The following is a 24,541-nucleotide window of genomic DNA, read 5'->3' on the forward strand; positions in this document are numbered from 1 at the left end:
GCTCCTCCACATCAGTTGACCGTCCCTTGCGGTCCCATCTTTCCCTGTCACGACCGCAGTCCGCGAGTGCCCCTCCGCGGGGCGAAGCCCGGGGGTCAGGACGAGCGTGCCTGCACCCAGTAGGAGCCACGGCCGCGACCGGCATCGGACGCGGGTTCGGGAACGGTCGCTTCGGGAAAGGTCGCTTCGGGAAAGGTCGCTTCGTGAACCGCCGGTTCAAGCAGGGACGGTTTGCGGAGCAGGAGGAGCGCCGCGTCGTCGTGCAGCCGACCGCCCACATGCGCCAGCAGTTCGTCGTGGAGCGCGGTGAGGGTGCGCGCCGGCTCGTCGGACACGTGGCGCGCCAGCCCCTCGGCGAGCGGGTAGAACTCCCGGCTGTGGTTGCGGGCCTCGGTGACCCCATCGGTGTAGAGCAGCAGTTGATCCCCGTCTGCGAAGGGCATCACCTGGAGGCTTGCGGTCTCGCCCGTGAGGGCGCGCAGTCCCAGGGGCGGGGCCGGATGGGTGGGTTCTACCGCCACGACGTCTCCGGATTCGCGTACCAGCAGCGGCGGCGCGTGTCCGCAGTTGACCACCTCCAGATGCCCCGCCTGCGGGTATCCGGCGACTACGGCGGTGACGAAGTCGTCGAACCCGAGGTTGCGCGCCAGACTCCGCTCGATCCTGTCGACGACGTCGAGAAGATCGGGCTCGTCGTAGGCGGCCTCACGAAAGATGCCGAGCACAAGTGCGGCGGTCCCCACGGCCGGCAGCCCCTTGCCGCGGACATCGCCGACGATCAGCCTGACCCCGTACGGGGTGGGCACCAGTGCGTAGAGATCCCCGCCGATACGAGCCTCCGCAGCCGCGGCGCTGTAGCGGACGGCCACCCGGAAGGGCCCGACCGCCGCCGGTATGGGCGTGAGAAGCGCCTGCTGGGCGGCCTCCGCGACCGAGCGGACGGCGGCGAGCACCCGTTCACGACGCCCGCGCAGCGCGCTGGCCAGGCCACTCGCCACGGTCACGGCCACCACGGCGGACAGTACGGCCGCCAGCTCGCGTCCCGGAGCGGCGTCCCGGGTTCCGACCATCGCACCCAGCACCACGGCGAGGAGGCCGACACCGAGGACTCCGCGCAGCCCGCTGGTGGTGGCCGCCAGCGCGGGACCGGCGGCGAGCAGTGGCAGCCAGATCATCCCCGCTCCGCCGACGAGGTCGACAAACGCGATGACGGCGACGACCAGTACAGGCAGTACCGGTGCACCGACCGCCAACTGTCCTGCGACACGCCTACGGGCCGACGCCCCGGGACTGGCCACTCGCTTCCGGCACGGCCGTATCGGCCGGTGCTCGCCACCGTGGTCTCGGGCCTGACTCATGGTCTGTCTGCAGTCCTCACCTGGGCGCGGGGCGCATTCCTGAAATGCCTGTTTCATCCAGGAAACGTCCTCTGCTCCGGCGCCACAAGAACAGGATTTTCAGATAGTGAGCGAGAGGCTCCTGGTCACACGATTCGCGGTCGGCAGCAGCCGCGCCCGGAGCTCCTCAAGCCGGGAGAGCCGGTCCGCCGGCATGGAGAGGCCGAGCGAGCCGAGCGTGTCCCCGCTGTAGACGGGCACGGCGACGCAGACCGTGCCGAGGGCGTACTCCTCCAGGTCCGTGACGGCCGGGGCCATGGGTGAGGAGTCAAGTCGCCGGAGCAGTTCCGGAAGGCTGGTGATGGTCCGCGGCGTGAGGTCGGCGAGGTGATGCCGGGAGAGGTAGTCCATGCGGGAGTCCTCGTCCAGCTCGTGCAGCACGGCCTTTCCCAGCGCGGTGGCGTGCCCCGCGTCCTCCATTCCCACCCAGAGATCGACCCGGGGCGCCCGGGGGCCGTCGACGATCTCGGCAACCCGGATCTCGCCCTCCTCGTAGAAGGTGAGGTAGGCGGCCGTGGCGAGCTCGTCCCGCAGAGCGGCGAGCGTGGGACGGACCCGGCTGAGCAGCGCCTGCCTGCCGCCCGTGACGCGCAGCCCCTGGAGCTTGTCGCCCAGGATGAACCCGCCGTCGTCCAGCTTCCGTACGTACCCGTCGTGCACCAGCGTCCGCAGCAGGTGATAGGCGGTGGCCAGGGGCAGGTCCGTCTCACGTGCCAGCTGCTTGGCCGGCGCGCCGTTCTCGTGGGCGCTCACCGCTTCCAGCAGGCGGAAGGCCCGCTGTACGGAAGTGATGAGCGTAGGGCCGTCGTGAGAACCCATACGACCAGCGTGCGCCGGGAGCACGGCACAAGCAAGGCGCGCGACCCTCGGCAGCTCCGCGCCACCCGCGCAACGCGGTGGTGCCGACCGCGAGGAGCGCGGCCGAACGTGCGGATGTGCAGCGGCGGGTCTGCGGCCGGGGCAGGTCATCAGGTCGCCCGGGCCTCGAACGCAACAGGCCGGCGATCCGCGCACCGGGCCGACAACACGGAGGCCCTGACATGCCACCGCCGACAACTCGGGGACCCTGACATGCCGCCGAGTGGAGCAATGCCCCGTACGCCGTGCCGGGGCACAGCAGGCTGGTCCTCTTGCCGAAATCCGTGCCGGGAGTCCCGTGTGTGCAGGCTGCGTCAGTCGAACCGTCAGGTGCGTCGTCCGCTCACAGGCCCCGCCTTGGGACACCTCGTCCGTACGGCGGTATCCGGGCGCAGGAGGGGCCAGTGAAGTGGCCGGGCCGCGCCACGCAAGCAGGTCACCGTGAGCCTCGGCCGGTCGGCGGCGGTGAGGCGTTGCCGGCACCACCGGCATGGATGCGCTGGATGCCCGTTTTCTACGTCGCGGCCGTCCTGGTGATCGAGCCCGTCACGCCCGTGGAATGGCCCGTGAGCTTCCTGCTGATCGCTCTGCCACTGGTGGCCGCCTTCGCGCACGGACCCGCGGTCGTCGTCATCACCACCGCGTTCGCCATCGTCTTCGAGGCGATCCTGGCCGGCACCCCGTGCTGCGCGGGCCGTTCCGTCGGGTATCTGTGGGACCGCCACTATGTGGCGATCTACTTCTGCACCGCTCTGGTCGGCACCCTGGGAACCGTCCTTGCCACCCACCGCACACGACGCGAACGCACCCTCGCCACCGTGCGCTTCGTGGCCGACATCGCCCAACGCGTCCTGCTCAGGCCGCTCCCCCACCGGATCGGCAACATCCTGGTGGAGAGTTTCTATCTCTCGGCCGCCGCGGAGGCGCGAATCGGCGGCGATCTCTACGAGGCCGTGCCCACCACACACGGGGTACGTCTGCTGATCGGGGACGTACGCGGCAAGGGCCTGCTCGCCGTGGAAACCGCCGCCACCCTGCTCGGAGCGTTCCGCGAAGCGGCTCACGACGAGCCCGACCTCGCCGAGCTGGCGGGCCGGGTCGAGACCAGCATGGGCCGCAGGGCCGCCCAGCTCCCCGGCAGCGATATGAGCGAGCGCTTTGTCACGGCCGTCTTCGCCGAGATCGTCGCCGATTACCACCTCGTCCGCATCGTCAACTGCGGTCACCCACCGCCGCTGCTCATCCGTACGGACGGAGTGAGCGAGCTCGAGACGTCCCGGTCCGCGCCGCCCCTCAACCTCGGCATGCTCGTCGGGGAGCCGTACCACGTCGACGAACACGCCTTCCGCCCCGGCGACCAGTTGCTCCTCTACACCGACGGCATCACCGAAACCCGCGACCCGGCCGGCTCCTTCTACCCGCTCATCCAGCGCGTCCGGTCCTGGGGCCCCCTCCCGCCCCGACAACTCCTGGACCGCCTCCATCACGATCTGCTCGCCTACAGCGACAACCGCCTGCACGACGACACCGCCGCCCTCACGGCCTGCCTCCTCCCCGAAGAGGCACCACCACCGACCTAACCGGGCAAGCGGCCGAAGACCGGCCGCGCCCAGAACGGCGGATCCGGAGCCTGCACCGGCTGCCGCGCGCCCGTAGCACCCCCCGACCCCAGCTGCACCCGTGCATGCTCCCCCACGCCGGCACCGCCCGCAGCGGCCCGCATTGCCGCCACGAACTCCAGACAGGAGTCGTAACGGTCCTCGGGAACCTTCGCCAGAGCTTTTGCCAGAACACTGTCCAATGCAGGCGCGATCCCGGGCCGCTTCTCACTCAGCGCAGGCGGCTGATCGTATTGATGTGCCCACAGCAGCGCTATGTCCTCATCCCGCTGGAAAGGCGGTCCGCCCGCAAGAGTTTCGTAGACGACGCAGGCAAGGCTGTAGAGATCGCATCTGCCATCCACCGGACGTCCCGAAATCTGCTCCGGTGCCACATAGTCGAGTGTGCCGACGAACTCACCCACCGTCGTGAACCCGGTCAACGACAAGGACTTCTTCGTCAGACCGAAATCCGTGAGATAGACGTGCTCAGGGTGATCACTGTCGGTGCCCTGAGCGACCAGAATATTGCCCGGTTTGACGTCTCGGTGCACCAAATCATGCCCATGAGCCGCGTCAAGCGCCGACGCCACCTGAGTGGCAATACGCAGCGCGGTTTCCACCGACAACGCCCCGTCCCGGTCGAGCAGAGCGCGCAGGTCCAGACCCGACACATAGCGCATGGCGATATACAGGACGCCATCCACCTCACCGGCCTCAAAGATCGGCACAATATGAGGATGGTCGATCGCGGCGGCCACACGTGACTCATGCGTAAAACGACGCCGGAACGTGTCGTTGCGGGCCATCTCCGGGGCGAGCAATTTCAACGCAACCGTGCGCTCCAGACGCAAATCCCTCGCGCAATACACAACGGCCATACCCCCACGGCCGATCTCACGCTCCACGCGGTAACCCGCAATCTGCGCGCCGATCAGCCCCGAAGGCCGACCTGAATACGAACTCGTCCCGTCCCGCCCTGAATCCATCGCGCATCACCCCCGCTCCGCCGCACGACAACCGTGAACAAAACCGGACCGCCCGCCCGCATCCAATTCTATCGGGCCACCCGCCCAACCGTCCGATCAGCCTTTTTATTCGGCGAAGCGACCGGGAGACGCGCCGATCGTCAGTCCCAGAGTTTGTACGTCACTTCCCGCTGCTGCAGCCGCGGCGGCGTATTGTCGGTATAGATCAGCCGGAGCCGGGTGAAATGCTGCAGCCCAGGATGCTTTTGCCAGGTCTCCGGGCGGTCGAGCCGCACGGTGACAGGGAAGGTGTGGAATTTCCCGGCGGCGCAGTAGGGCAGACAGTCGTTCACCGCGTCCAGTCCGCTACCCACCGCGGACGACCGCCCCCAAGTGGACCACCGCAGTGCCGTCAGGCGGTTGTTGCCATCGCCGCAGGCCAGCAGGAAATCGCCGGGCCGTATCTGCGCCTTCGAGAAGCAGTCGACCGCCACCACTCGAGCTTGCGCAGGCGATTCCGCGGAAGCGGACGCCGGTACCAGTGCCCCTGCCAGCGCCGCGGCGGCGCACAGCAGAACCGCCGACTTGAGCTTTTGTTTCTGCATGTCGGCTCCCCAACTGCCTCATTGCCGGCCCACGCGGCCCTCGGTGCACACCTCATCCGCCCGCGCTCGGCGGTGGACGCGCCAGGAACAGTGGGTCCAGGACAACGGCGCCTCATCCAGCAATTGCTCCTCACTCGACGCTACGACCGCGTCCCGAGATACACCACCCGAACACGCCAGACCACGCAGAGGCCCAAGTCGACAGCGGTGCCCGCGTCGAACTGGCTCCGTGCCGGGACGCGCGGTCCGTCCTCCATTCAGCCGCGTTCCCCACCGGTTTTCGGCGGAATCCTCGTCGTGCGGGACCTGCACCCCCGTAAGGCGGAGCAGGCGATTCGCGAGACGCGCCGCTTCGGTTCTCTGACTCTCGAGCACAAAACGTGTGTTATTCATCCATGCACACACATACGCGGCGCACCTTGCTCGGTGCCTCGATCGTGGCCGTCGGCTCGGGAGTCCTGTCTGCCTGTTCCGGGTCGAGCTCCCCCACAGAGACCGACCCCCACCCCGGGGCCGGCTCCCCCTCGGCGTCCGGAGCCCGTCCGGGGCCCGGATCCCACCCGAGTACCGGTTCCCACTCGAGGACCGAAACGGCCGGGCACGGCGACAGGGGCTTCGTCCCCAAGGGACCCAAGGGATACGTGGACCCGTCCGACCCCGAGGTCATCGCCGTCGAGAAGGCACGCGGGCCCGGCCCCGTCCGCACCTTCAGGCTCACCGCCGCCGTGACGTCCCTCGACCTGGGCGGGCGGACCGTCAGGTCATGGGCGTACGGCGACACACTGCCCGGCAAGGAGGTCAGGATCACCGCGGGTGACATCCTCGATCTGACGCTCGCCAACCACCTACCGGTGTCGACGACGCTGCACTCGCACGGCGTCCGTATGCGCTGCGACATGGATGGAGTACCAGGTCTGACCCAGGACTCCATCAGGCCCGGCGCGGACTTCAGGTACCGCTTCGCCGTGTCACACCCAGGCACGTACTGGCTGCATTCGCACTCGGGAATGCAGCTCGACCGCGGCCTGTACGCCCCGCTGATCGTCGAGGACCGCAGGGAGCCCCTGTCCTACGACAAGGAGTGGGTCATCGTCCTGGACGACTGGGTGGACGGCGTCGCCGGCTCCACTCCGGACGGCGTACTCGCGCAGTTGCGCCACGGCAACGGTGCGTCGATGGACATGGACATGGGCGAGGACAGCGAGCGTGACGGACCTGGCCACGACAGGTCCAGCGGCCCCTCCCGCGTCCTGCGGAACTCCCACAGCCGCATCCTGCGCAGCGAGGGTGGCAGTGTCGACTACCCGTTCTACCTGATCAACGGCCGCCTCCCTGAGGCTCCTACGGTCTTCCGGGCCCGCCCCGGGGACCGCATCCGGCTGCGCATCATCAACGCCGGGGCCGAGACGGCCTTCCGTGTGGCGCTGGGCGGCCACGAGATGACGGTGACCCACACGGACGGCTACCCGGTTGAGCACACGACGACGGACGCACTCCTGCTCGGCATGGCCGAGCGCTACGACGTGCTGATCACCGCCAAGGACGGAGTGTTCCCGCTGGTCGCGCTCGCCGAGGGCAAGAACGCCCGAGCCCTGGCACTCCTGCGGACCGGCGGCGGGGCCAGTCCCCGGGCCGTCGTGCATCCGCGGGAGCTCGACGGCAAGATCGTGCCGGCCCGACGCCTCGTGCCACACGAATCCGTAGCCCTCTGCGGACGCAAGCCGGACCGCGAGATGCGCTTCAGGCTGACCGGCAATATGAGGAAATTCGACTGGAGCTTCGACCACCAGCCGTACGCCTCCAAAGATCGCCACCCGATCCGAGAGGGCGAACGAGTCCGCCTGACCCTCATCAACGGCACCGACATGTGGCACCCCCTGCACTTGCACGGCCACACCTTCGCCATCAGGGGCCTCGACGGAGTCGGAGCCCGCAAAGACACGTCCGTGGTACTGCCGCACCGCAAACTCGTCGTCGACTTCAACGCCGACAACCCCGGCCTGTGGATGCTCCACTGCCACAACCAGTACCACTCCGAATCCGGCATGATGACCATCCTCGGCTACCGAAAGTGACGATGATGTCGACCAGCCGTCCACCACCGCGTTTGTAGCCCTGCAATGGGCTTACCGGCCTCCGGAGTTGGTATGAAGTTGGTATGAAGACCTCCTGTTGTCGCGCGCAGAGCGTGGGGGGTGCCACCAGCTCCGGAGACACGGGAGAAGCCCAGGAATCGAAGGCGTGAACGACGCCTCGCCGCACGTCTTGCCAGGTGCACAGCCACAGACCGTCTCGTCGCGCACAGCGACGAGGAGTGAGGCCTCTTGCCGCCCGGCGCCCCGATCATGGATAGGGCATGCAGGCTGAGCAGGCGCCAATCACTCAACGATGAGCGAGAGTTGCACGCAGTGCGGTAGCCAACTTCCCGGGCGCCCGGGGGCCATTTGCCGCGCTTGACTTCCGCGCGATCTTATGCGTAAGTTAGAAGCGAATTGAACCAAATGTCCGTCTTTCACCTGATGAGACGAACAATCTCAACACGCGACCGACCATCCACCCGGTGGTCGGTTGCACGACGGACGAACGCCCCGCCGTGGGGACTGCCGCATTGAGCAGCCCCGCTGGGCCCGATGCGGCGCATTCAGCGCATGAGTCGGCGACGGCAACTCCCGTCACTTTCAAGGCCGATGTACCGGATCCCTTTGCGAACGTTTCAGCGCCTTCCCGGTGCTCACGTCGCCGCGACCGTGCGGGGCTGGGAGCCGTCAACGCTCCCGGGAAGGGGAACACCATGCGGGTAACAACATCAACAGCTTTCCGACTGTTCGCGAGTCTGTTCGCTGCCCTGGCTCTGGCCCTTGGCGGAGCGGGCATCGCCGGCGCCACCACCTCCGACCACCACGATTCGTCCGACGACTACTGCAGCAGCAGTTACTGGGGCGGTCATGGATCGTGCGATGACAACGACCACGGTGGGTTCAACAACGGTGGGCACGACCGCGGTGGGCACGACAACGGTGACCACGACAACGGTGGGCACGACAATGGTGGCCACGGCAACGGTGGACACGACGGCGGCGGACACGGTAACGGTGGCCACGGCAATGGTGGACACGGCGGCGGTGGACACGGCGGCGGCGGTGGACACGGCGGTGGCGGTGGACACGGCGGTGGCGGTGGACACTGACGCTTGATGTTTGACGGCGAGTCAACTCGGCAAAGCCAGTTGGACTCTCCCCGGTAGCCCCGCGTCGCCACAGCTGCGCGGGACTACTTATGCCACGCATGGGTGGCACCCCCACAACGGTGGCCGGGCACGGGGAATGTACTCGGATCCGCTGAGATTCGAACAAGGGGTCGGAGTCCTCAAGACTCCGGCCCCTTCCCATGGCAGCGCGATCCAGAAGTTCACCGTCCACGGTGATGTCGACTGCTTCGTTGTGGAAGGCAATGAGCCGTTCGATGCCGGCCACTGTAGGCAGCGGGTGCGGACAGCCCCGAGCAAGGTTCGGCGGGGCGTCGCCCTCGGTCTGCCGGGACCAGTAATCGGCGTCGCCTTCGCCCTGCCGGGACCAGTAACCGACGGTGCTCGTGCACCGGCAGCCGCTGGTGTGGTCCGTGTGCACGAGCAGATCGAGGCGGACGTCCTCGCGCGGAATCTAGTCGCGCACAGCCAGACCGGTCTCGAAGAGCAGCACGGGCGGCTGATGTCCGCGACGACCGTGCCGTTGATCTCCACCTTGACGTGCCGACTGCTCGGCAGCGCGTCCACCCGCTCGTGCGGGTCGCGGGGGTTGATGAAGATCGATCTTCGAGCCGGAGTGCTTGCCCAGCGGCGGGTTCCTGGGCCGCGCGCAACAGGTCGGCCCGGATCTCCTCGCGGGGAAAGGCGTACAGCGGGACCGGCCGACCGGGCTCCCGGACAAGCACCGGATGCCTGCTGTCGACGACGGTGATGTCGCCGATGCGACCACGGACCCAGCGTTCGCTCGGCTCCCACAGGATGCCTTCCGGCGTCGTCCTGAGGCGCCGCGCTGTGAGGAATGCGCTCATGACCGCCTCCCTTCGGCATGGGCCCAGAGAGTGACCATGGCGTAGGCGATGCCCGCGCCGGGCCGCGCCCCGGGGGGTCCGCACCGTCACCCGTACGGTCACGCATGGGGTACGGCGGCCACGCGCCACCACGCCCGCCACCTGCGGTTCGTGAACGGATCCAGGGTTCAGGTGTTGCCCTCCGGAGCACGTTGTGACCTAATCGGAGAACCTGCAGGACGGATCTTGGCAGTGCCGGTGCCGCGCCGGAGGGAGCGGCTGACATGCACGGGTATGGAACCGGAAGCGACGACGGGATCACCGCCGCGCCGGGCGGGCTGCTCGACCTGTTGCAGGTCGCGGCCGTGGTGCTCGACAGCGACGGGCGCATCGTGTTGTGGAGCCCCGAAGCCGAACAACTGCTCGGATACCGGTCGGAGGAGGCTCTGGGCCATGGCGCCGACGACCTCTTGGTGTCACCCGACAACCAGCAGCGGGCGCGCGAGCTGTTCGCACAGGTCCGGTCCGGAGCCCGATGGGCGGGTGTCTTCCCCCTGCAGCACAGGGACGGCACTAAACGCCCGGTGGAGTTTCGCACCATGCGGCTGCGCGACAGCCAAGGGCAGGCCCACCTTCTGGGCCTGGCGGCGGACGCCACGACGGTACGGCGCGTGGAGCGGGACCTCGCCCTTTCCCACAGTCTGGTCAATCAGACCCCCGTGGGCATCGCGGTCTTCGACACCGATCTGCGATGGGTGGGCGTCAATCCGGCCATGGAGCGGATCAACGGTCTGCCCGAGGAAGCGGTGCTGAGACGCCGTATCCGGGATGTGCTGCCGGGTCTGGACGCGGACACCATCGAGTCGCGCATGCGGCTTGTCCTGGCCAGCGGAAAATCCCTGTTGGACCAGCAGACCGTCGGCAGGACGGCGGCCGAAACCGAGGACCGTGCGTACTCGGAGTCCTACCACCGCATCGAGGACGCCCAGGGCCGCGTCCTCGGGCTGGCGGTTGCCGTCATCGACGTCTCCGAGCGGCAGCAGGCCGCGGCCGAGGTCGCCCAAGCCCGTGAGCGCCTGTCCGTGATCGCGGACGCCGGTGTCCGCATCGGCACCACGTTGGATCTTCAGCAGACCGCCCGGGAACTGGCCGACGTCGCCGTACCGGAGCTGGCGGACCTGGCCGCCGTCGATGTGCTCGAGGCGGTGGTCGCCCGCGGTACCACCACCGCGGTCATAGGTGACGCCCACGCCGAGTTCCGGGCGCTGGCCGTATCGGCCGGGTACCTGACAGACGCCATCCACGCCGCGGACCCGGTCGGTGAGCTGGCCACCTACGGCTCCACCCGGATCATCACCCAGTGCGTCCGGGAAGCCAGGCCGGTCCTGGTGGAGCGAGTGGATTCCGCGATGATGCGACGCATAGCCAGGGACTCCCATGCCGCCCAGATCCTGCGTACGGCAGGCGTCCACTCCTACCTGGCCGTCCCCCTGGTCGCCCGGGGCGAAGTGCTGGGCACACTCAGTCTGTACCGCACCATCAACCCTCGTTCGTTCAACGAACAGGACCGCATCCTCGCCTCGGAACTCGCCGCCCGGGCGGCGATCTGCGTGGACAACGCCCGGCTGTACGGGCGCGAGCGCACCGCGGCGCTGACCCTCCAGCGCAGTCTGCTGCCGGTCATGCCCGTGGACCACGAGGGCCTCGACATCGCCGTCCGCTACCTTCCGGCATTGAGCGAGGTCGGCGGAGACTGGTACGACGTGCTGCACCTGAGCGGGGGGCGGACCGGTCTGATCGTCGGCGATGTGATGGGCAAGGGCGTCCAAGCCGCGGCCATCATGGGACAGTTGAGCACCGCCACGCGAGCGCTCGCCCGTCTCGACCCCTCCCCCGCCGAGCTGTTGCACCATCTCGACGACATCGCCGGCTCCCTGGGTGAGACGATCGCCACCTGCGTCTATGCCGTGTGCGACCCCCGTCGAGGCACCTGCGAGCTGTCCAGCGCCGGTCACCTCCCGCCCGTCATGATCCGTCCCGACGGCAGTGCAGAACACCTGGACGTCCCGGGCGGCGTACCTCTCGGCGTCGGCGGCGTGCCCTTCGGCACCATGGAGCAGGAACTGCCTCCGGGCTCCTTGCTCGCCCTGTACACCGACGGACTGGTCGAGAGCCGTAGCCAGTCCATCGACGTCGCGCTGGAATCCATGACGAGGATCCTTCAAGGCACACAGCAGTCCTTGGAGAGGACCAGCGACATGCTACTCGGCACGTTGCGCCCCGATCCCGACGACGATGTGGCGCTTCTGCTGGTCCGCACGCTTGGGTCAACGACCCGGGACTAAGGTTCCGGGCTAGCACAACAAACGCCACTGGCTGTGGTGCTGCGTTTGCGTCCTGTCCCACGGCCGGGTTTCGGGGGTGGGTCTGGGGCGGTTGACTGCGCCCCGCGTCGCCACAACTCCCTGCCCCAGCTGCGCAAAGGACCAGCTGGCGTGGGTGGCCCGTTGGGGCTTGCGAAGCCGTACCCGCTCGCGGATGCCCGTCAAATCCTCCAGGGCGATGCCGCGACCGGTGCGTTCTGCCTCGGCCACCACATGCTTGGCGATCTTGTGGTTGATGTCTCGGGCCCGTCGCGCCTCCTTGCGCCTGCGCCTCCGGCCGGAACACGACCGGCTTCCCGGCCGCCTTCCGGTACCTCCGGGAGCCCGGCCTGCCCAGATGTCCGGCCCGCAGGTTCGCCCTCAGCGTCACGTACGGGTCACACGTCTTCTTGATGACGCGCTGGGCGGCCTGCGCGCCCAGCCCCTACCGCGCTTTGACCTGACGGTAGGTGTGCTCGCGCAGCGCGAAGTTGTTCTTCACATCCTTTTCGAACGCCACACCGCCGGCCCAGGTGGCCGCCTCGTTGCAGGCGCGCAGGGTCGCCTCAAGTGCCGCCGCCTGCACGGGCGTCGGCAGCAGCTTCACCTGCACCACCAGCTTCACCACCGCGACGCCACCCGGCCCCTCCACGCCTGCAAGAATCCCGCCGAAAGGCGACAGCGGCCGAGAGTCGAGGGGCGTCGACTCCTGTGACTGACACCTGGCACACGTCGTAGTGGATTCTGCGAGTCGGCTTGTGCGCGGCCCGCCCATGAGCACCGAGGCCGTCGGCCTCCCCGTCCGGGCGTCCGTACCAACCGGCGCAGCGGCTTCACGGGCCATCGGAACGAGCATGCCCGACGCGGCCGTGCGTCCGCGATCGGGCGTTGTCAGTGGTCGCCACTATGTTCATTCGTGTCCCACCACTGTGGTGCGGAAGTCCCCCTGGGTGCATAGGAGATGGTGCGTTGTCCGATTGGGAGAGGTCGAGCACGGCACGGGTAATAGCACCCGCACGGCCGCGCAAGCTGGCCAAAGTCCCGTTCGTCGAGCTGGCCGACGGACGCTTGCAGGGCGTGGTGTCCAGCGGTTCGGACATCGAGCGGGTCTACGTCTCGTCAGTGAGGGTCGGCACCTACGCGTTCGCTTGCAGTACGAACAACAACCGCCCGTGCGGCGGCGCGCGGGGTTCGTTCTGCAATCACATCCGGGCCCTGATCAACGAGGCGGCGCTGCAGTACGGCGCCGAGCGCGTCGCCCGCTACCTGAGGGTCGAGACCGTGGACGGCGAGCCCAGCGCGCAGACCATCGCGGCCGCCATGAGCAACACACGTCCATCGCAGGGGGACACCAAGGCCGCCGCGCCCGTCTTCAGCCGGTTCCTGCGCCATCTGGCCTATCTGGAACTCGCCCCGAGCACCGCGCCGTTGCCGGAGATGCAGTGGTTCCCGCCGACCAGGGCGGTGGCGTGATGCGCGCCGACCTGCTGTCCGAGCCCATCGCCGGGCTCGACGAAGCCCTGGCGGCCGTCGACGCCTTCGACCGGGCTCTCGTCGCCGGCCTGCTCCGTCCCCAACCCGCTCAGGCCGCCGGACTGTCAGAGTTCGCCCACGCTGTCGCGGGGACGCCGCTGGCCGCCAGGGTCGCCGAGGCGGCCGAGAAGACGGCGGCCGGAGCCGCCGACGAAGACCACTTCATCGCCCTCGCCGCCGCTCGCACGGCACTGCTCGGCTCCGTGCACGACGCCCTCGTGAGCCGCCTCGACGAGGCGACCGGCCGCACCCGCAGCGAGGAGACCGCCCCTTCGGCCAACGAGCCACAAGCGGTGAATCTGCTCGACGCCGCCCGTTCCTGGCTGTCCGATCTGGCGCGCGCGGGATGGCAGGGAATCGACCACGACGTGGTCTCCGGGTCGGCACAGATCATCTCCGCGATGCTTCCGGACCCGGCCCTGCGTCGCCTGGCAACGCTGCTCGACGGCTTCGCCGCCGAACTCGCCGCGTCCTGCCCGGGCGCGTCCCTGGAGCGTGTCCCGGTACGCCGCTGGGGCGACCTCTGGTCGCGCGCGATGCTCCTGACGCTGCCCGGCGCCGCCGACGGGCCCGCGACCGGTACTGCCACCGGCCGCCTCCTGCCCCTCGGCGTCGACCTGCAGGAACACGCGACCGCCGGACAGGCGCAGGTCCACGCGGTGTTCGAGCCCGCCGACGGAGCCGTGCCCCGTCTGGTGCGGGCCAGTGTGTCGGTGCCCAAGCCCGACACGGTCGTAGGAGCCGGCCTGTGGCAGCTGCTGCGCCCGCACATGTCGCTCCTCGCAGCCGTCAGCGAAGGCCGCTCGATGGACCTCGTGGGCATGCCGGTCACCGCCGAGGGCGACCTGATCTGGAGCGACGAGCACGCAGGCCCGAGCGAGCCCGCCGACGCCTTCGCCACCGCTCGCGTCGCGCTGCCGACCGCCACCGACGCGGCAACCGCACCGCTCGACCGGCACCCGGCGCGCATCGCGGTCCCCGTGTTCCTTGAGGGCTACGTCGCCCGGAGCGACGACGACGCTCTCACGTTCACCGTCGCCGGACACTCCCTCGTGGTCGACACCGACCGGATTCCGACCGCCGGGCCGCTCACCCCCGAGGCCGTCGCGACCTCCGGCGCGTGCATCGGGCTGCTCCGCTGGGACACCGGGGCGTATCGCGTCCAGCCGCTGGCCGTCGAGACGACCGTACGGAAGAAGGCTGTCGCGATCCACGCCGGAGGATGGGCCGGGGCCACCACCGACAAGGCAGGCGTCAAGGCCGAGAAGGCCGCCACCGACGCGGTGGCCGTGCTGCGGGAGCGGGCGGGGAGGCTGTTGCGGAATTGACTTACTCCCCCTCCTGAAGGAGGGGATTCCTACGGCTCGCGCCGTGGGGGTTTCTGCTTCATTGCCGACTGCCCCGTCCGGGAGGACTCCCGTTGAGGTCTCACACCAGCTCCACAGACAGACACCGCCAGCCCGGCGGCCAAAAGGTTCTTCGCGGCGTTGACGTCACGGTCATGGACCGTGCCGCAGTCACACGTCCAGGTGCGGACGTTGAGCGGCATCTTCTCGGCGAGGGTGCCGCAGTGGGAGCACAGCTTGGAGGAGGGAAAGAAGCGGTCGACCGCGATCACTTCCCGCCCGTACCAGGCAGCTTTGTACTCCAGCATGCTGCGGAACTCCGTCCACGCGGCGTCGCTGATGGCGCGGGCGAGGTTCCGGTTCTTGACCATGTTACGGACCGTCAGGTCCTCGATCACGAGCGTTTGGCTTTCACGCACGAGTCGGGTGGTCAGCTTGTGCAGGTGATCGCGCCTGCGGTCGGTGATCCGGGCGTGGATCCTGGCGACCTTGCGACGGGCCTTGGCACGGTTGGCTCCGTCGCCCTGGGCCTTCTTCGCCAGGCGCCGCTGCGCGAGCGCGAGGCGGGCGCGGTCGCGGCGCTCGTGCAAGGGGTTGGCGATCTTCTCTCCGGTGGACAGGGTGAGGAGGTGGCTGAGGCCGACGTCGATACCGACCGCCCTCCCGTTACCGGCAAGCGGCTGGATGGCCGGGTCCTCGACGAGGAGGGACACGAACCAGCGCCCGGCCGCATCCTGCGACACCGTCACCGTGGACGGCTTCGCACCCTCCGGCAAGGGCCGGGACCACACGATGCCCAGCGGCTCCGCCATCTTGGCCAGCGTCAGCTCCCCCTCGCGGAAACGGAACGCGCTGGTGGTGTACTCCGCGCTCTTACGGGACTTCTTCCGCGACTTGAACCGCGGGTACTTCGCCCGCTTGCCCAAGAAGTTCGTGAACGCCACCTGCAAATGCCGCAACGACTGCTGGAGCGGAACCGACGACACCTCATTGAGGTAGGCCAGCTCCTCGGTCTGCTTCCACTGCGTCAGCAGTGCAGACGTCTGGTGGTAGTTGACCCGCTCCTGCCGCTCCCACGCCTCCGTACGGGCCGCGAGCGCCATGTTGTACACCTTGCGCACGCACCCGAACGTGCGCGACAGCTCAGCCGCCTGCGCATCCGTCGGATAAAAGCGGTACTTCAACGCCCGCTTCACGTGAGTAGGCACGACTCACAAACTACCGCAACAGCCAGTGACTCTCTGCGGGTTCGTGTGAGCGGACACCGGTCCGCCCCGACGGCAAACCGGCTTACCCTGCCCTGCTCCGAAGGAGTCCGTTTCCTCCCCGGCCTGAAGGCCGGGATATACACGGAGGAATCCCGATGACGGAGCACGCGACCGAAGAATCGCCCCCGTACGCGTCCCCACCGAACGGCGAGGTGGACTCCCACGACAACCGCCGTCAGGTCCTGTACTGGCGGCTCCTCGCCCGCCTCTTCGACCACGAGGAGCAGGGGACGCTGGAATCGGCGAGCCTCGCTGTCGTAGAGGACATCGGTCTGCCGTCAGCGCTGCTGGACCCGCAGGCCTCCGTCGACTCGATCGTGCAGCGCCACCCGGAGCTGGCCTGCGAGTTCGACGGTCTGATGGCGCCCGAGCCCGCCGACGACGGTGCGCGCGACCGGGTAGCCGAAGTACGGCGCGCCGCCCTGGTGTCGAAGGTGCTGCTGAACGTCTTCGCCTCGGGCTCCGGCACCGTCACCGCCGGACAGCTGGCGCGCTGGCAGTCCGACGCGGGTTGGCTGGAGCTCACACTCGGCTGCAAGCCCGGCGAACTGCGCGGCGGCCGCGCCGGCGGACGGCCCGGAGCAGGCGCCGCAGGACCGGGCATCAGCCCGACCGGCACCGGCAACCCGCGCACGACGCCCGATCTCAGCCGGCTGATTCCGGCGATCGGCCCGGAACTCGGCGCCATCGAGGCCGACCTCGTCAAGCGGATGCATCTGCGCGAGGTGCTGGCCGACCCCAAGCTCGCCGCGCAGCTGACGCCGAGCATGTCGCTGATCGAGCAGTTGCTGCGGGACAAGAACAACCTCTCGGGCGTGGCCCTGGCCAACGCCAAGGCACTGATCCGCCGGTTCGTCGACGAGGTCGCCGAAGTACTGCGCACCCAGGTGGAGAAGACCACGGTAGGCGACCTGGACCGCTCTGTCCCGCCCAAGCGGGTGTTCCGCAACCTCGACCTCGACCGCACGATCTGGAAGAACCTCACCAACTGGAGCCCGGAGGAGGAGCGGTTGTACGTCGACCGCCTCTACTACCGGCACACCGCCCGCAAGACGACGCCCCAGCGGCTGATCGTCGTCGTGGACCAGTCGGGCTCGATGGTCGACTCGATGGTGAACTGCACCATCCTGGCGTCGATTTTCGCCGGGCTGCCGAAGGTGGACGTCCACCTGATCGCGTACGACACGCAGGCGCTCGACCTCACGCCGTGGGTGCACGACCCCTTCGAGAGCCTGCTGCGCACCAACCTCGGGGGCGGTACCGACGGCACGGTCGCCATGGCGCTGGCTCAGCCGAAGATCGCCGAGCCCCGCAACACCGTCGTGGTGTGGATCTCCGATTTCTACGAATGGCGGACCGAGCAGCTGTTCGAGAGCATGGCCGCCATTCACCGCTCGGGGGCCAAGTTCATCCCGGTCGGCTCGGTGACCAGCTCCGGCTGCGGCAGTGTCAACCCGTGGTTCCGGGAGCGCTTCAAGGACCTCGGTACGCCGGTGATCTCCGGCCACATCCGCAAGCTCGTCCACGAACTCAAGACGTTCCTCGCTTAATACCAGTTGAGAAAGGCCCTGACATGTCCGACCTGCTGCGCGCCCCTGCCGAGATCAAGTATGCCGAGGAACTGGACTGGCTGGAGTCCATCGACGACAACCCCAAGCCCTTCTCCTGGCGGCTGTCCCCGAAGATGGTCCGCCTGTTCATCCTGGGTTCCGAGCGCGCCGACGGCCTCGAGCGGGAGATCCCGCAGAAGTGGTACGGCGACCGCAGTTTCGTCGAGCGGTCCATCGTCACCCTGGCCTCAGACCGCGGCCTGCTGCTCATCGGCGACCCCGGCACCGGCAAGAGCTGGCTGGCCGAGCTGCTGTCCGCCGCGATCTGCCGCAATTCCACGCTGGTCGTGCAGGGCACGGCCGGCACCACCGAGGACCACATCAAGTACTCGTGGAACGTGTCCATGGTCATCGCCAAGGGCCAGTCGCGGGAGTCGATGATCCCCTCACCGATCATGACCGCGATGGAGGCCGGCGCGATCGGCCGTTTCGAGGAACTCACCCGCTCCACCAGCGACGTCCAGGACGCGCTGATCTCGATCCTTTCCGAGAAGTACATCTCCGTTCCCGAACTGGACAGCGACAACATCGTCTTCGCCAAGCCCGGCTTCTCGGTCATCGCGACCGCCAACAGCCGCGACCGGGGCGTCAACGACCTGTCCTCGGCGCTCAAGCGCCGCTTCAACTTCGTCCGCATCCCAGTGGTGACGAACAAGAAGAGCGAGGCGGAGATCGTCCGCTTCCGCACCGAGGAACTGCTGCGCCGTCACCAGATCGAGCTGGACGTGCCGCCGACGCTGCTCGACGTGCTGCTGCAGAGCTTCGCCGACCTGCGCGCCTCCGCGGCAGCGGCCGGCAGCGACGACGAGAAGCTGGAGTCCGCACTGTCCTCCGCCGAACAGATCGGCGTGCTCGAGGACGCCATCCTGCACAGCAACTTCTTCGGCGAACGCGCCCTGACCGCCCGTACGCTGGCTTCCTCGCTCGTCGGGTCACTGGCACGGCGCGAGCCCGAGGACCTGGCCATCCTCAACAAGTACCTGCACGGCGTCGTCGAGCCGCGCAGCAAGGAAGAGGGCGGATCCTGGCCGGAGTTCCTGGAGGGCGGCCGCGACGCGATCGCCACCCTGTCATGACCGGCATGCACGAGGGGACCTTCGAAGCACTGCGTGCACAGTTGCAGGGGGCCGCCGGGACGTTCGCCGACGGGCCCGACGCCCTGGAGGGCATCCTCCTCGGAATCGTCGACGACGTCGACCGCGCTGTGCGCGAGCCGCTGGAGATCTTCCCCGTCTGCCACCACTCGCCCGCCTCGGCGATCGCGATGGCACGTCGCCTGCGCGAGAAGCAGCCGAAGGTCGTGTACCTGGAGCTGTGCGAGGACATGGCGCCGCTGCTGACCGAACTGCGCAACTGCAGGCTGCCGGTGGCGGTCCAGGCGTTCGCGACCGAGGTCGACGGCTTCCCGGCCGACTGGTCCCCGCTGTCGGTGGTCGCACCGATCACCGAGGCCTCGGCCGAGTACCAGGCGATCGCCTACGCACTGGACACGCCGGGTGTCGAACTGGTTCTCGTCGACCGCTCCTCGGACCACGTCTTCCAGTGGGACGCACGCGCCGAACACGACGCCGAGCCAGCCGATCCGGACGCACCGCCCGCCGAGGAGGAGGCCGCGCTGCACGGTGACGCGGTCGGTGTGGAGATCGGCGATCTACGGCCGCGCTTCGCCGAACTGGAGGAGCACCTGCTGCGCCACGGCAGGGTGCGCCACTGGTCGGAGTGGTGGCACCAGTACGTCGAACTGCCGCTCGGCGACAGCGATCACGACACCTACCGCCAGGTCATGCTCCTGATCGGCAGCCTCTTCCGACGCCTGGCACCTGGTGACCCGCACCGGGTGCGCGTGGACGAGGACCGCGAGCGGTACATGTGGACCAGGATGCGCGAGCACCTCTCCGCGACGGGCACCGATCCCGCGGACTGCCTCTATGTGTGCGGCGCCTTCCATGCGGCAAGCCGTGTCGCGGAGTTCGGCGTCGAGGGCACAGACACCTTCGAGATCAGCCCGCGCAGCGCCACCAAGTGGCAGCACGGTCTGATTCCGTCCAGCCACGCGGCGATCGAGGCGCAGTTCGGCCTCGCCGCGGGCTCGGTGTCGATCGCCGCCACGGTCTGGGCGAAGAACGTGAAGCGCACGCGTGTGGAGCCGTACCGTCTGGCGGGTCAGGCCGGCGCGAGGAAGTCCAAGGCCAAGAAGAGCGCGGCTGCGCCTGCTCCCGTACCGGCGGTCCCGCCCTCGGACAAGCTGACCGGATTCCTGCGGCAACCGCCCGTCCTGGACAGGCTGGACGAGGCCGAACTGCTCGGTTGGTCGGTGGAGATCGTGCGCGCCGCGCGCCGCAACGGCTATCTCGCCTCCACGGCCGACGCCATCGCGGTGTTCGAGACGTCGATCCTGCTGGCCGGGATGCGCGACCGGGCCAAGCCGACGCCGTACGACTTCCAGGACGCGGCCGTCACCTGCATCGAGAAGGACGCCGTGCCCGGTCGGCGCGATGTGCGCCGGCTCGTGGAGATCATGATGGGCGGCGACCGTATCGGCCAAGTGGGCTACGACGCGCTGCCACCTCTGGCCCGCGACGTGCACGACCGGCTTGCGCCGCTGAACCTGAGGCTCCAGCAGCGCGGCGTACAACGGGCGCTGCTCGACATCGCCTCTCAGCCCGAACTGGAGCGCTGCTCCGACGTGTTGTGGATGTTGCGCTACCTGATGCCGCAGGGTGCCGCGCGGCCGATCATGGGTGAGCGGAGACTTGGCGAGCGGCCGATCCAGGAGTCGTGGGATCTGGCGCTGGGCACCCACCAGCGTGCGCTCATCGAGCTCGGCTACGAAGGCGTCAGCATCGAGCAGGTCCTGGAGCAGCGACTGCGCCGCGCGGCGTACGCCCCGCAGGCCACGGCTGCGACCGTTCTGGAAGCCGTGGAGGACGCGACGCTGTATCTGCGCAGCCGCCGCCTCGCCGACGAGCTGGGCACCCGCGCCCTGGAGGTGCTGTCGGCGGAGCGCAGCGTGGACGGTGCGCCGGACGTACTGCGCCGGGTCCGGCGGCTGCTGGCGTACTACCGCACCAGCGAGCCGGTGCTGCCACCGTGGATCGAGTCCTTCGTCAAGACCGGATACGCGCATTACTGCACCCTGCTGCCGACGGCGTTCACTGACGACGACGCCACCGTCCGCCAAGTGGCGGCGATGCTGGGCTTCCTGTTCAGCATGGAGAGCCTGGCGCTGTCGCTGGGCTGCGACCGGGCCCAACTGGAGCTGGCGGTCGCCCAGTCACACCCGCAGGAGCCGTCGAGGACGGCGCTGCTGTGGGCGGCTCAGGTGCAGCTCGGGCGCCTCTCCCGCGCGGACCTTCGGGCGAGGTGCGACGAGCTGCTGGCCAACCCTTTGGTGGTGCACGCCTATCCGCGCTATCTCAGCGGCTTCGTCCACGCCCTGGAGCCCGTCCCCGGCCTCACCGACTTCGTCGTGGAGGCGGTGTCGAACGCGTTCGGACGGCTGCCGGACCCGGTGCTCCTGCCGTGGCTGCCGACCCTGATCACCACCCTGCGATCGGGGGGCGCCGAGCTCGCCCCGCTGTTGATCCGTGAGGCCGGGCGGATCATTCCCGGCCGGCTCGCGATGCTGGACGAGTGGGTGCCGCCGTGGCGGGCGCAGCCGGAGCCGGTCGCCGCACAGCCCCAGTGGTGCGGGGACGGCAACCGCGGTGTCACGCTGCTCGCCGCCCACCCCGCGACGTGCGACGCGGTGGCGAGCCTGCTGGGCTGCGACGGGGCGTGGGAGCCGGCGGCTCCTCACTCGCGGGGCGCGGAACTGATCGGGCGCCATCCGGATACGGCCGTGGCGCTGGAGGTGTTGCTGGCCGACGCATGACATCGGCGGGGCGGCCTGCGGTGGAGGCCGTGACGTCCACCCCGCGCGGCCCGGACTCGGGGTTCGGGCCGCGCGGGCTCATCGGCTGGGGCGGTGCCGGGGCATCCGGACGCACCCGGCGGCATCTGATCACGCCGGAGCTTGCTCGTGGTGCGCACCAGGAGCGCGACCTGCGAGCGGGTTCCAGCATGCGCATCACCAGGTGGCCGTGCACCCGGTGTGTCCGACTGAGCCGTGAGCAAAGTCCGCGCTCCGGCGCCCACGTACTGCAGGGTGTCAGAAGACCTGCGCGAAGCAGCCGAAGGCGATCACCACCGCCGTGAGGACTGCCGCCAGGCTCGTGAGGATCTTGGGGATTTTCACGTTCGCCTCACAGGCAGGTTCGGACGAGCCACTCGTCGGGGTTGTAGGCGTGCTGCGCCGGATCCGGCGCCGTGGCCGGCTTCTCTTCCACCGTGTCCTCCAGACGGATTCGCTCCGGCAACCTGCCGAACCGTGCATGGCGCAGGACCTCGGCGGCGTCCGAAGTCTTCTTCTCCTCGCGCGTCATCTCGCCCTCCTCGGCTTGAGTGGTGAAGATGCTCGCACTGAATCTGTCACCCGTCAAGACAGTGACATGTAGAGGTGAAATACCTCTCTACTGCACAGAGGAGTGCAGCTGGTTACCTTCGTCACCGCTCTGACAGGTGTAAGGGATTCCGTCAGGGTCATTACCCACGGGTCATGACACATGCCAGGGGCCGCTGATCGAGCGCAAGCCCCGCAATCGCGCGAGGCTGGTACTGCCCGATGACGGCGGAGGGAAGATCCCTGATGTTCAACAGGCGAAGCTTTGGGAAGGCCGCTGGTGCGGGTGCGGTCGGAGCCTCGTGGGCCGGTTGGGCCACGGCTTCGACACCGGCGGAAGCAGCCACAGGTCAGGGGAGCTCGCCGACACCCTCGACGCCCGAGCAGCGGCACACGTCGTTTGCCTCAGTGCGGCAGATCAGGGCCGGTGTCCTCGACATCGGTTACGCGGAGGCCGGGCCCGCCCACGGCCCCGTCGTCATCCTTCTGCACGGATGGCCTTACGACATCCACAGCTATGTCGACGTTGCCCCGCTGCTCGCAGCACGGGGTTACCGAGTGATCGTCCCCCACCTGCGGGGCCACGGGACGACGCGTTTCCTCTCCAGCGCGACGTTCCGCAATGCGCAGCAGTCGGTGGTCGCTCTCGACGTCATCGCCTTGATGGACGCGCTGCGAATCGAGAAGGCGGTCCTCGCCGGGTTCGACTGGGGATCCCGGACGGCCGACATCATCGCCGCACTGTGGCCGGAACGCTGCAAGGCATTGGTCTCCGTGACGGGGTACGTCATCACCAACAGGGAAGCCAACAAGCAGCCGGCGCCACCCACGGCCGAGTGGGCTTGGTGGTACCAGTACTACTTCTCCACCGAAAGGGGACGGCTCGGGCTCGAGAACGAGGCATACCGGCACGATCTGGCGCAGCTCGTCTGGAAGTTCAACTCCCCGTCGTGGCACTTCGATGACGCCACGTTCGAGCGCACCGCCACGGCTTTCAAGAACCCCGACTACGTGGACATCGTGATCCACAACTATCGCTGGCGGCTGGGTCTCGCAGCGGGCGATCCGCGATACGACGCTCTTGAGCAGCGGCTTTCCCAAGGGCCCGTCATCAACGTTCCCACGGTCACTCTTGATGGCGAACTGGATCCGTTCACTCCCGCCGGGGACGGAGCGGCGTATCGGAACAAGTTCTCGGGCCCTTACGCACACAGGACCCTGAAAGGCATCGGACACAACGTGCCCCAGGAGGCCCCCGAAGCCTTCGCCGAAGCCGTGGTCGAGGCCGACGGCTTCCAACGCCGCTGAGCCCTGAGCGCCCCGAGCATCGACACCCCCCGCGACAACAACAGGTGCCGGGCTCCCGCCCGGTATCCATCAGCGCGCGGCAGGCTCGCGATGATGCTGCTTCTTGCGTGCCCGGTAGGCAGCTGCGTTGGGCTTGTCATAGATGGCCTCCCGAACGGCGACCGCCTCTTCGACATCGGAATCACGGCTCGGGGGTGACGGCGTCGACGATGCCGGACTCGATGTACCAGGCGTGCAGCCGGTGCGGCGACACGCGCATTTCGAACCGTGCCGACCGGCGGGCGCCAAGCGTCGCGGCGAAGTCGAGGGCGGGACTTCCGCACGGAAAGGCATGCCCAGGCTCGCGTCACCATTTTGACAGGTGACTGTGATTACCTGTAAGGCTCGCACAAGGGAGCCCCTGGCCCGGCCACACTGCCGCAACCCGCGCCGACGCCCCCGCCAGGGCGTCGGCCACATAGCCGTACAGGGCCGTCACGGCCTTGCCGACGCCGCGTCACGGGGCTCGCCAGATGTTGTCGAAGGCTGCTTCTTCGATGGCCCGCCGCTGTCGCACGGCCACCAGTTCCGTCACGGCGTCGTCGACGGCGGCCAGTACGGTCAGCACCGCGTCGTCAGTGACGCTCGGGAAGTCTTCCGCCGACTTGTCAGTGATGCCGACGACCGTCGCGAGAGCGGTGAGCACGGGCTCCTGCGAAGCCCAGCGGTCGGCCGCGCTACGGCGAGCGGGTGAATCAGCCGGCGCCGTGTGACCTGTCCGGGAAGGCAACCAACGGCGGCGTTTGCGCGTGCCCTGCCCCTCCGCCTCAAGGTCGGCCAGATACGCCGCGGACAGGCCACGCCCTCTGCGCCACAGCCAGTCCTCGACCGACTCGTAAGGCGTCTGTCGGGTGAGGGACGAGGCAGCCTCGGCCAACAGACGATCAGCCGGTTCCAACCCGCCACCGGGCACGAGGAGATCGCCGTCCAGCGTGAGGGCCTGGGCCGCGATGAGGTCGATCACCTCGGCTCCCGCGAGAGCGAGCGACAGGTCGCCCGGCTCCACGGGACGAGAGAGCTCCACATCCATGGCCACGACGAACAGGTCCCGCGGTGTGCTCATCAACGGCTCCACGTCAGGGGGGAGGCGACGGCGGCGGTTGCGCCGGGCGCGAAGTCCCGCCGGACGCCACAGAGGGCGTTTCGGAAACGGCACTTCACGTCCATGGTCACGT

At 68.6% G+C, this 24,541-nt stretch carries 19 protein-coding genes and 2 pseudogenes; 9 read left to right on the forward strand and 12 right to left on the reverse strand.

Going from position 1 to position 24,541, the window contains the following annotated elements; translation table 11 throughout:
• Positions 1-95: 95 nt before the first annotated feature.
• Both ACIBK0_RS37070 and ACIBK0_RS37075 read right to left on the reverse strand, forming a co-directional pair.
• Positions 96-1,358 carry a PP2C family protein-serine/threonine phosphatase gene (locus ACIBK0_RS37070; protein ID WP_399089727.1) on the reverse strand — a complete coding sequence of 421 codons (1,263 nt, stop codon included), beginning with the start codon at positions 1,356-1,358 and terminating at the stop codon, positions 96-98.
• Between the two features lie 99 nt (positions 1,359-1,457).
• Entirely contained in the window at positions 1,458-2,216 is a 759-nt protein-coding gene (locus ACIBK0_RS37075) for an IclR family transcriptional regulator (protein ID WP_399089730.1), read from the reverse strand.
• 533 nt (positions 2,217-2,749) lie between these two features.
• On the opposite strand from ACIBK0_RS37075, the gene ACIBK0_RS37080 reads away from it, so the two are divergent.
• Positions 2,750-3,835: a PP2C family protein-serine/threonine phosphatase gene (locus ACIBK0_RS37080; RefSeq protein ID WP_399089734.1), complete on the forward strand. Its 1,086-nt coding sequence runs from the start codon at positions 2,750-2,752 to the stop codon at positions 3,833-3,835.
• Here the strand turns inward: ACIBK0_RS37080 and ACIBK0_RS37085 are convergent.
• Both ACIBK0_RS37085 and ACIBK0_RS37090 read right to left on the reverse strand, forming a co-directional pair.
• Entirely contained in the window at positions 3,832-4,842 is a 1,011-nt protein-coding gene (locus tag ACIBK0_RS37085; protein WP_399089737.1) for a serine/threonine-protein kinase, read from the reverse strand. The two genes, ACIBK0_RS37080 and ACIBK0_RS37085, sit on opposite strands and share 4 nt — an antisense overlap.
• Before the next feature lie 140 nt (positions 4,843-4,982).
• The gene (locus ACIBK0_RS37090; RefSeq protein WP_399089740.1) at positions 4,983-5,426 is read right to left on the reverse strand and encodes a hypothetical protein; all 444 of its coding nucleotides are present in this window, start codon (positions 5,424-5,426) and stop codon (positions 4,983-4,985) included.
• Positions 5,427-5,821: 395 nt separating this feature from the next.
• On the opposite strand from ACIBK0_RS37090, the gene ACIBK0_RS37095 reads away from it, so the two are divergent.
• On the forward strand, positions 5,822-7,501 hold the full coding sequence (locus ACIBK0_RS37095) for a multicopper oxidase family protein (RefSeq protein ID WP_399089743.1): 1,680 nt from the start codon (positions 5,822-5,824) through the stop codon (positions 7,499-7,501).
• 731 nt (positions 7,502-8,232) lie between these two features.
• On the opposite strand, the gene ACIBK0_RS37100 is transcribed toward ACIBK0_RS37095, so the two are convergent.
• Together ACIBK0_RS37100 and ACIBK0_RS37105 are read right to left on the reverse strand one after the other, a co-directional pair.
• A complete protein-coding gene (locus ACIBK0_RS37100; protein ID WP_399090011.1) occupies positions 8,233-8,592 on the reverse strand; it encodes a hypothetical protein in 360 nt (119 codons plus the stop codon).
• A 229-nt stretch (positions 8,593-8,821) separates the two neighbouring features.
• Positions 8,822-9,479, reverse strand: a pseudogene (locus tag ACIBK0_RS37105) (DUF427 domain-containing protein); the annotation flags it as partial.
• A gap of 263 nt (positions 9,480-9,742) precedes the next feature.
• Between ACIBK0_RS37105 and ACIBK0_RS37110 the strand changes: the two are divergent.
• Positions 9,743-11,803 carry a SpoIIE family protein phosphatase gene (locus ACIBK0_RS37110; protein WP_399089746.1) on the forward strand — a complete coding sequence of 687 codons (2,061 nt, stop codon included), beginning with the start codon at positions 9,743-9,745 and terminating at the stop codon, positions 11,801-11,803.
• A gap of 9 nt (positions 11,804-11,812) precedes the next feature.
• Here the strand turns inward: ACIBK0_RS37110 and ACIBK0_RS37115 are convergent, their stop codons facing one another.
• Positions 11,813-12,055: a hypothetical protein gene (locus ACIBK0_RS37115; RefSeq protein WP_399089749.1), complete on the reverse strand. Its 243-nt coding sequence runs from the start codon at positions 12,053-12,055 to the stop codon at positions 11,813-11,815.
• Between the two features lie 211 nt (positions 12,056-12,266).
• Positions 12,267-12,449, reverse strand: coding sequence for a hypothetical protein (locus ACIBK0_RS37120; protein ID WP_399089752.1), 183 nt, complete (start codon positions 12,447-12,449; stop codon positions 12,267-12,269).
• 341 nt (positions 12,450-12,790) lie between these two features.
• Here ACIBK0_RS37120 and ACIBK0_RS37125 point away from each other — a divergent pair, with 341 nt between their 5' ends.
• Together ACIBK0_RS37125 and ACIBK0_RS37130 are read left to right on the forward strand one after the other, a co-directional pair.
• Positions 12,791-13,294 carry a hypothetical protein gene (locus ACIBK0_RS37125; RefSeq protein ID WP_399089755.1) on the forward strand — a complete coding sequence of 168 codons (504 nt, stop codon included), beginning with the start codon at positions 12,791-12,793 and terminating at the stop codon, positions 13,292-13,294.
• Positions 13,264-14,682, forward strand: coding sequence for a hypothetical protein (locus ACIBK0_RS37130; protein ID WP_399089758.1), 1,419 nt, complete (start codon positions 13,264-13,266; stop codon positions 14,680-14,682). The genes ACIBK0_RS37125 and ACIBK0_RS37130 overlap by 31 nt, the downstream gene beginning before the upstream one ends.
• Before the next feature lie 29 nt (positions 14,683-14,711).
• Here the strand turns inward: ACIBK0_RS37130 and ACIBK0_RS37135 are convergent, their stop codons facing one another.
• A complete protein-coding gene (locus tag ACIBK0_RS37135; RefSeq protein ID WP_399089761.1) occupies positions 14,712-15,908 on the reverse strand; it encodes an RNA-guided endonuclease InsQ/TnpB family protein in 1,197 nt (398 codons plus the stop codon).
• A gap of 155 nt (positions 15,909-16,063) precedes the next feature.
• Between ACIBK0_RS37135 and ACIBK0_RS37140 the strand changes: the two genes are divergently transcribed.
• Genes ACIBK0_RS37140 through ACIBK0_RS37150 form a run of 3 tightly spaced genes read left to right on the forward strand, consistent with a single transcriptional unit; the run spans position 16,064 to position 21,452 of the window.
• The gene (locus ACIBK0_RS37140) at positions 16,064-17,518 is read left to right on the forward strand and encodes a VWA domain-containing protein (protein WP_399089764.1); all 1,455 of its coding nucleotides are present in this window, start codon (positions 16,064-16,066) and stop codon (positions 17,516-17,518) included.
• 23 nt (positions 17,519-17,541) lie between these two features.
• On the forward strand, positions 17,542-18,654 hold the full coding sequence (locus tag ACIBK0_RS37145) for an AAA family ATPase (RefSeq protein ID WP_399089767.1): 1,113 nt from the start codon (positions 17,542-17,544) through the stop codon (positions 18,652-18,654).
• Positions 18,651-21,452: a hypothetical protein gene (locus ACIBK0_RS37150; RefSeq protein WP_399089770.1), complete on the forward strand. Its 2,802-nt coding sequence runs from the start codon at positions 18,651-18,653 to the stop codon at positions 21,450-21,452. The genes ACIBK0_RS37145 and ACIBK0_RS37150 overlap by 4 nt, the downstream gene beginning before the upstream one ends.
• A 370-nt stretch (positions 21,453-21,822) precedes the next feature.
• Here ACIBK0_RS37150 and ACIBK0_RS37155 read toward each other — a convergent pair whose 3' ends face one another.
• Positions 21,823-22,002 carry a hypothetical protein gene (locus ACIBK0_RS37155; RefSeq protein WP_399089773.1) on the reverse strand — a complete coding sequence of 60 codons (180 nt, stop codon included), beginning with the start codon at positions 22,000-22,002 and terminating at the stop codon, positions 21,823-21,825.
• 263 nt (positions 22,003-22,265) lie between these two features.
• Here ACIBK0_RS37155 and ACIBK0_RS37160 point away from each other — a divergent pair, with 263 nt between their 5' ends.
• Positions 22,266-23,327 (forward strand): alpha/beta fold hydrolase, encoded by a 1,062-nt coding sequence (locus ACIBK0_RS37160; RefSeq protein ID WP_399089776.1) that lies wholly within the window; start codon positions 22,266-22,268, stop codon positions 23,325-23,327.
• A 138-nt stretch (positions 23,328-23,465) separates the two neighbouring features.
• Here the strand turns inward: ACIBK0_RS37160 and ACIBK0_RS37165 are convergent.
• Positions 23,466-23,661 (reverse strand): annotated as a pseudogene (locus tag ACIBK0_RS37165) (ABATE domain-containing protein); the annotation flags it as partial.
• A gap of 162 nt (positions 23,662-23,823) precedes the next feature.
• Positions 23,824-24,429 carry a GPP34 family phosphoprotein gene (locus ACIBK0_RS37170; protein WP_399089779.1) on the reverse strand — a complete coding sequence of 202 codons (606 nt, stop codon included), beginning with the start codon at positions 24,427-24,429 and terminating at the stop codon, positions 23,824-23,826.
• Between the last annotated feature and the right edge of the window lie 112 nt (positions 24,430-24,541).

It is taken from the genome of Streptomyces sp. NPDC050564 (assembly GCF_044457265.1).
GTDB lineage: Bacteria > Actinomycetota > Actinomycetes > Streptomycetales > Streptomycetaceae > Streptomyces.

Bases quoted from the DNA above. Each gene is read 5' to 3' on its own strand.
- ACIBK0_RS37090 (WP_399089740.1), bottom strand. From the start codon at position 5,426: ATGCAGAAACAAAAGCTCAAGTCGGCGGTTCTGCTGTGCGCCGCCGCG.
- ACIBK0_RS37095 (WP_399089743.1), top strand. From the start codon at position 5,822: ATGCACACACATACGCGGCGCACCTTGCTCGGTGCCTCGATCGTGGCC.
- ACIBK0_RS37160 (WP_399089776.1), top strand. From the start codon at position 22,266: ATGTTCAACAGGCGAAGCTTTGGGAAGGCCGCTGGTGCGGGTGCGGTC.
- ACIBK0_RS37080 (WP_399089734.1), top strand. From the start codon at position 2,750: ATGCGCTGGATGCCCGTTTTCTACGTCGCGGCCGTCCTGGTGATCGAG.
- ACIBK0_RS37140 (WP_399089764.1), top strand. From the start codon at position 16,064: ATGACGGAGCACGCGACCGAAGAATCGCCCCCGTACGCGTCCCCACCG.
- ACIBK0_RS37070 (WP_399089727.1), bottom strand. From the start codon at position 1,358: ATGAGTCAGGCCCGAGACCACGGTGGCGAGCACCGGCCGATACGGCCG.
- ACIBK0_RS37075 (WP_399089730.1), bottom strand. From the start codon at position 2,216: ATGGGTTCTCACGACGGCCCTACGCTCATCACTTCCGTACAGCGGGCC.
- ACIBK0_RS37145 (WP_399089767.1), top strand. From the start codon at position 17,542: ATGTCCGACCTGCTGCGCGCCCCTGCCGAGATCAAGTATGCCGAGGAA.
- ACIBK0_RS37150 (WP_399089770.1), top strand. From the start codon at position 18,651: ATGACCGGCATGCACGAGGGGACCTTCGAAGCACTGCGTGCACAGTTG.
- ACIBK0_RS37170 (WP_399089779.1), bottom strand. From the start codon at position 24,429: ATGAGCACACCGCGGGACCTGTTCGTCGTGGCCATGGATGTGGAGCTC.
- ACIBK0_RS37085 (WP_399089737.1), bottom strand. From the start codon at position 4,842: ATGGATTCAGGGCGGGACGGGACGAGTTCGTATTCAGGTCGGCCTTCG.
- ACIBK0_RS37110 (WP_399089746.1), top strand. From the start codon at position 9,743: ATGCACGGGTATGGAACCGGAAGCGACGACGGGATCACCGCCGCGCCG.
- ACIBK0_RS37155 (WP_399089773.1), bottom strand. From the start codon at position 22,002: ATGACGCGCGAGGAGAAGAAGACTTCGGACGCCGCCGAGGTCCTGCGC.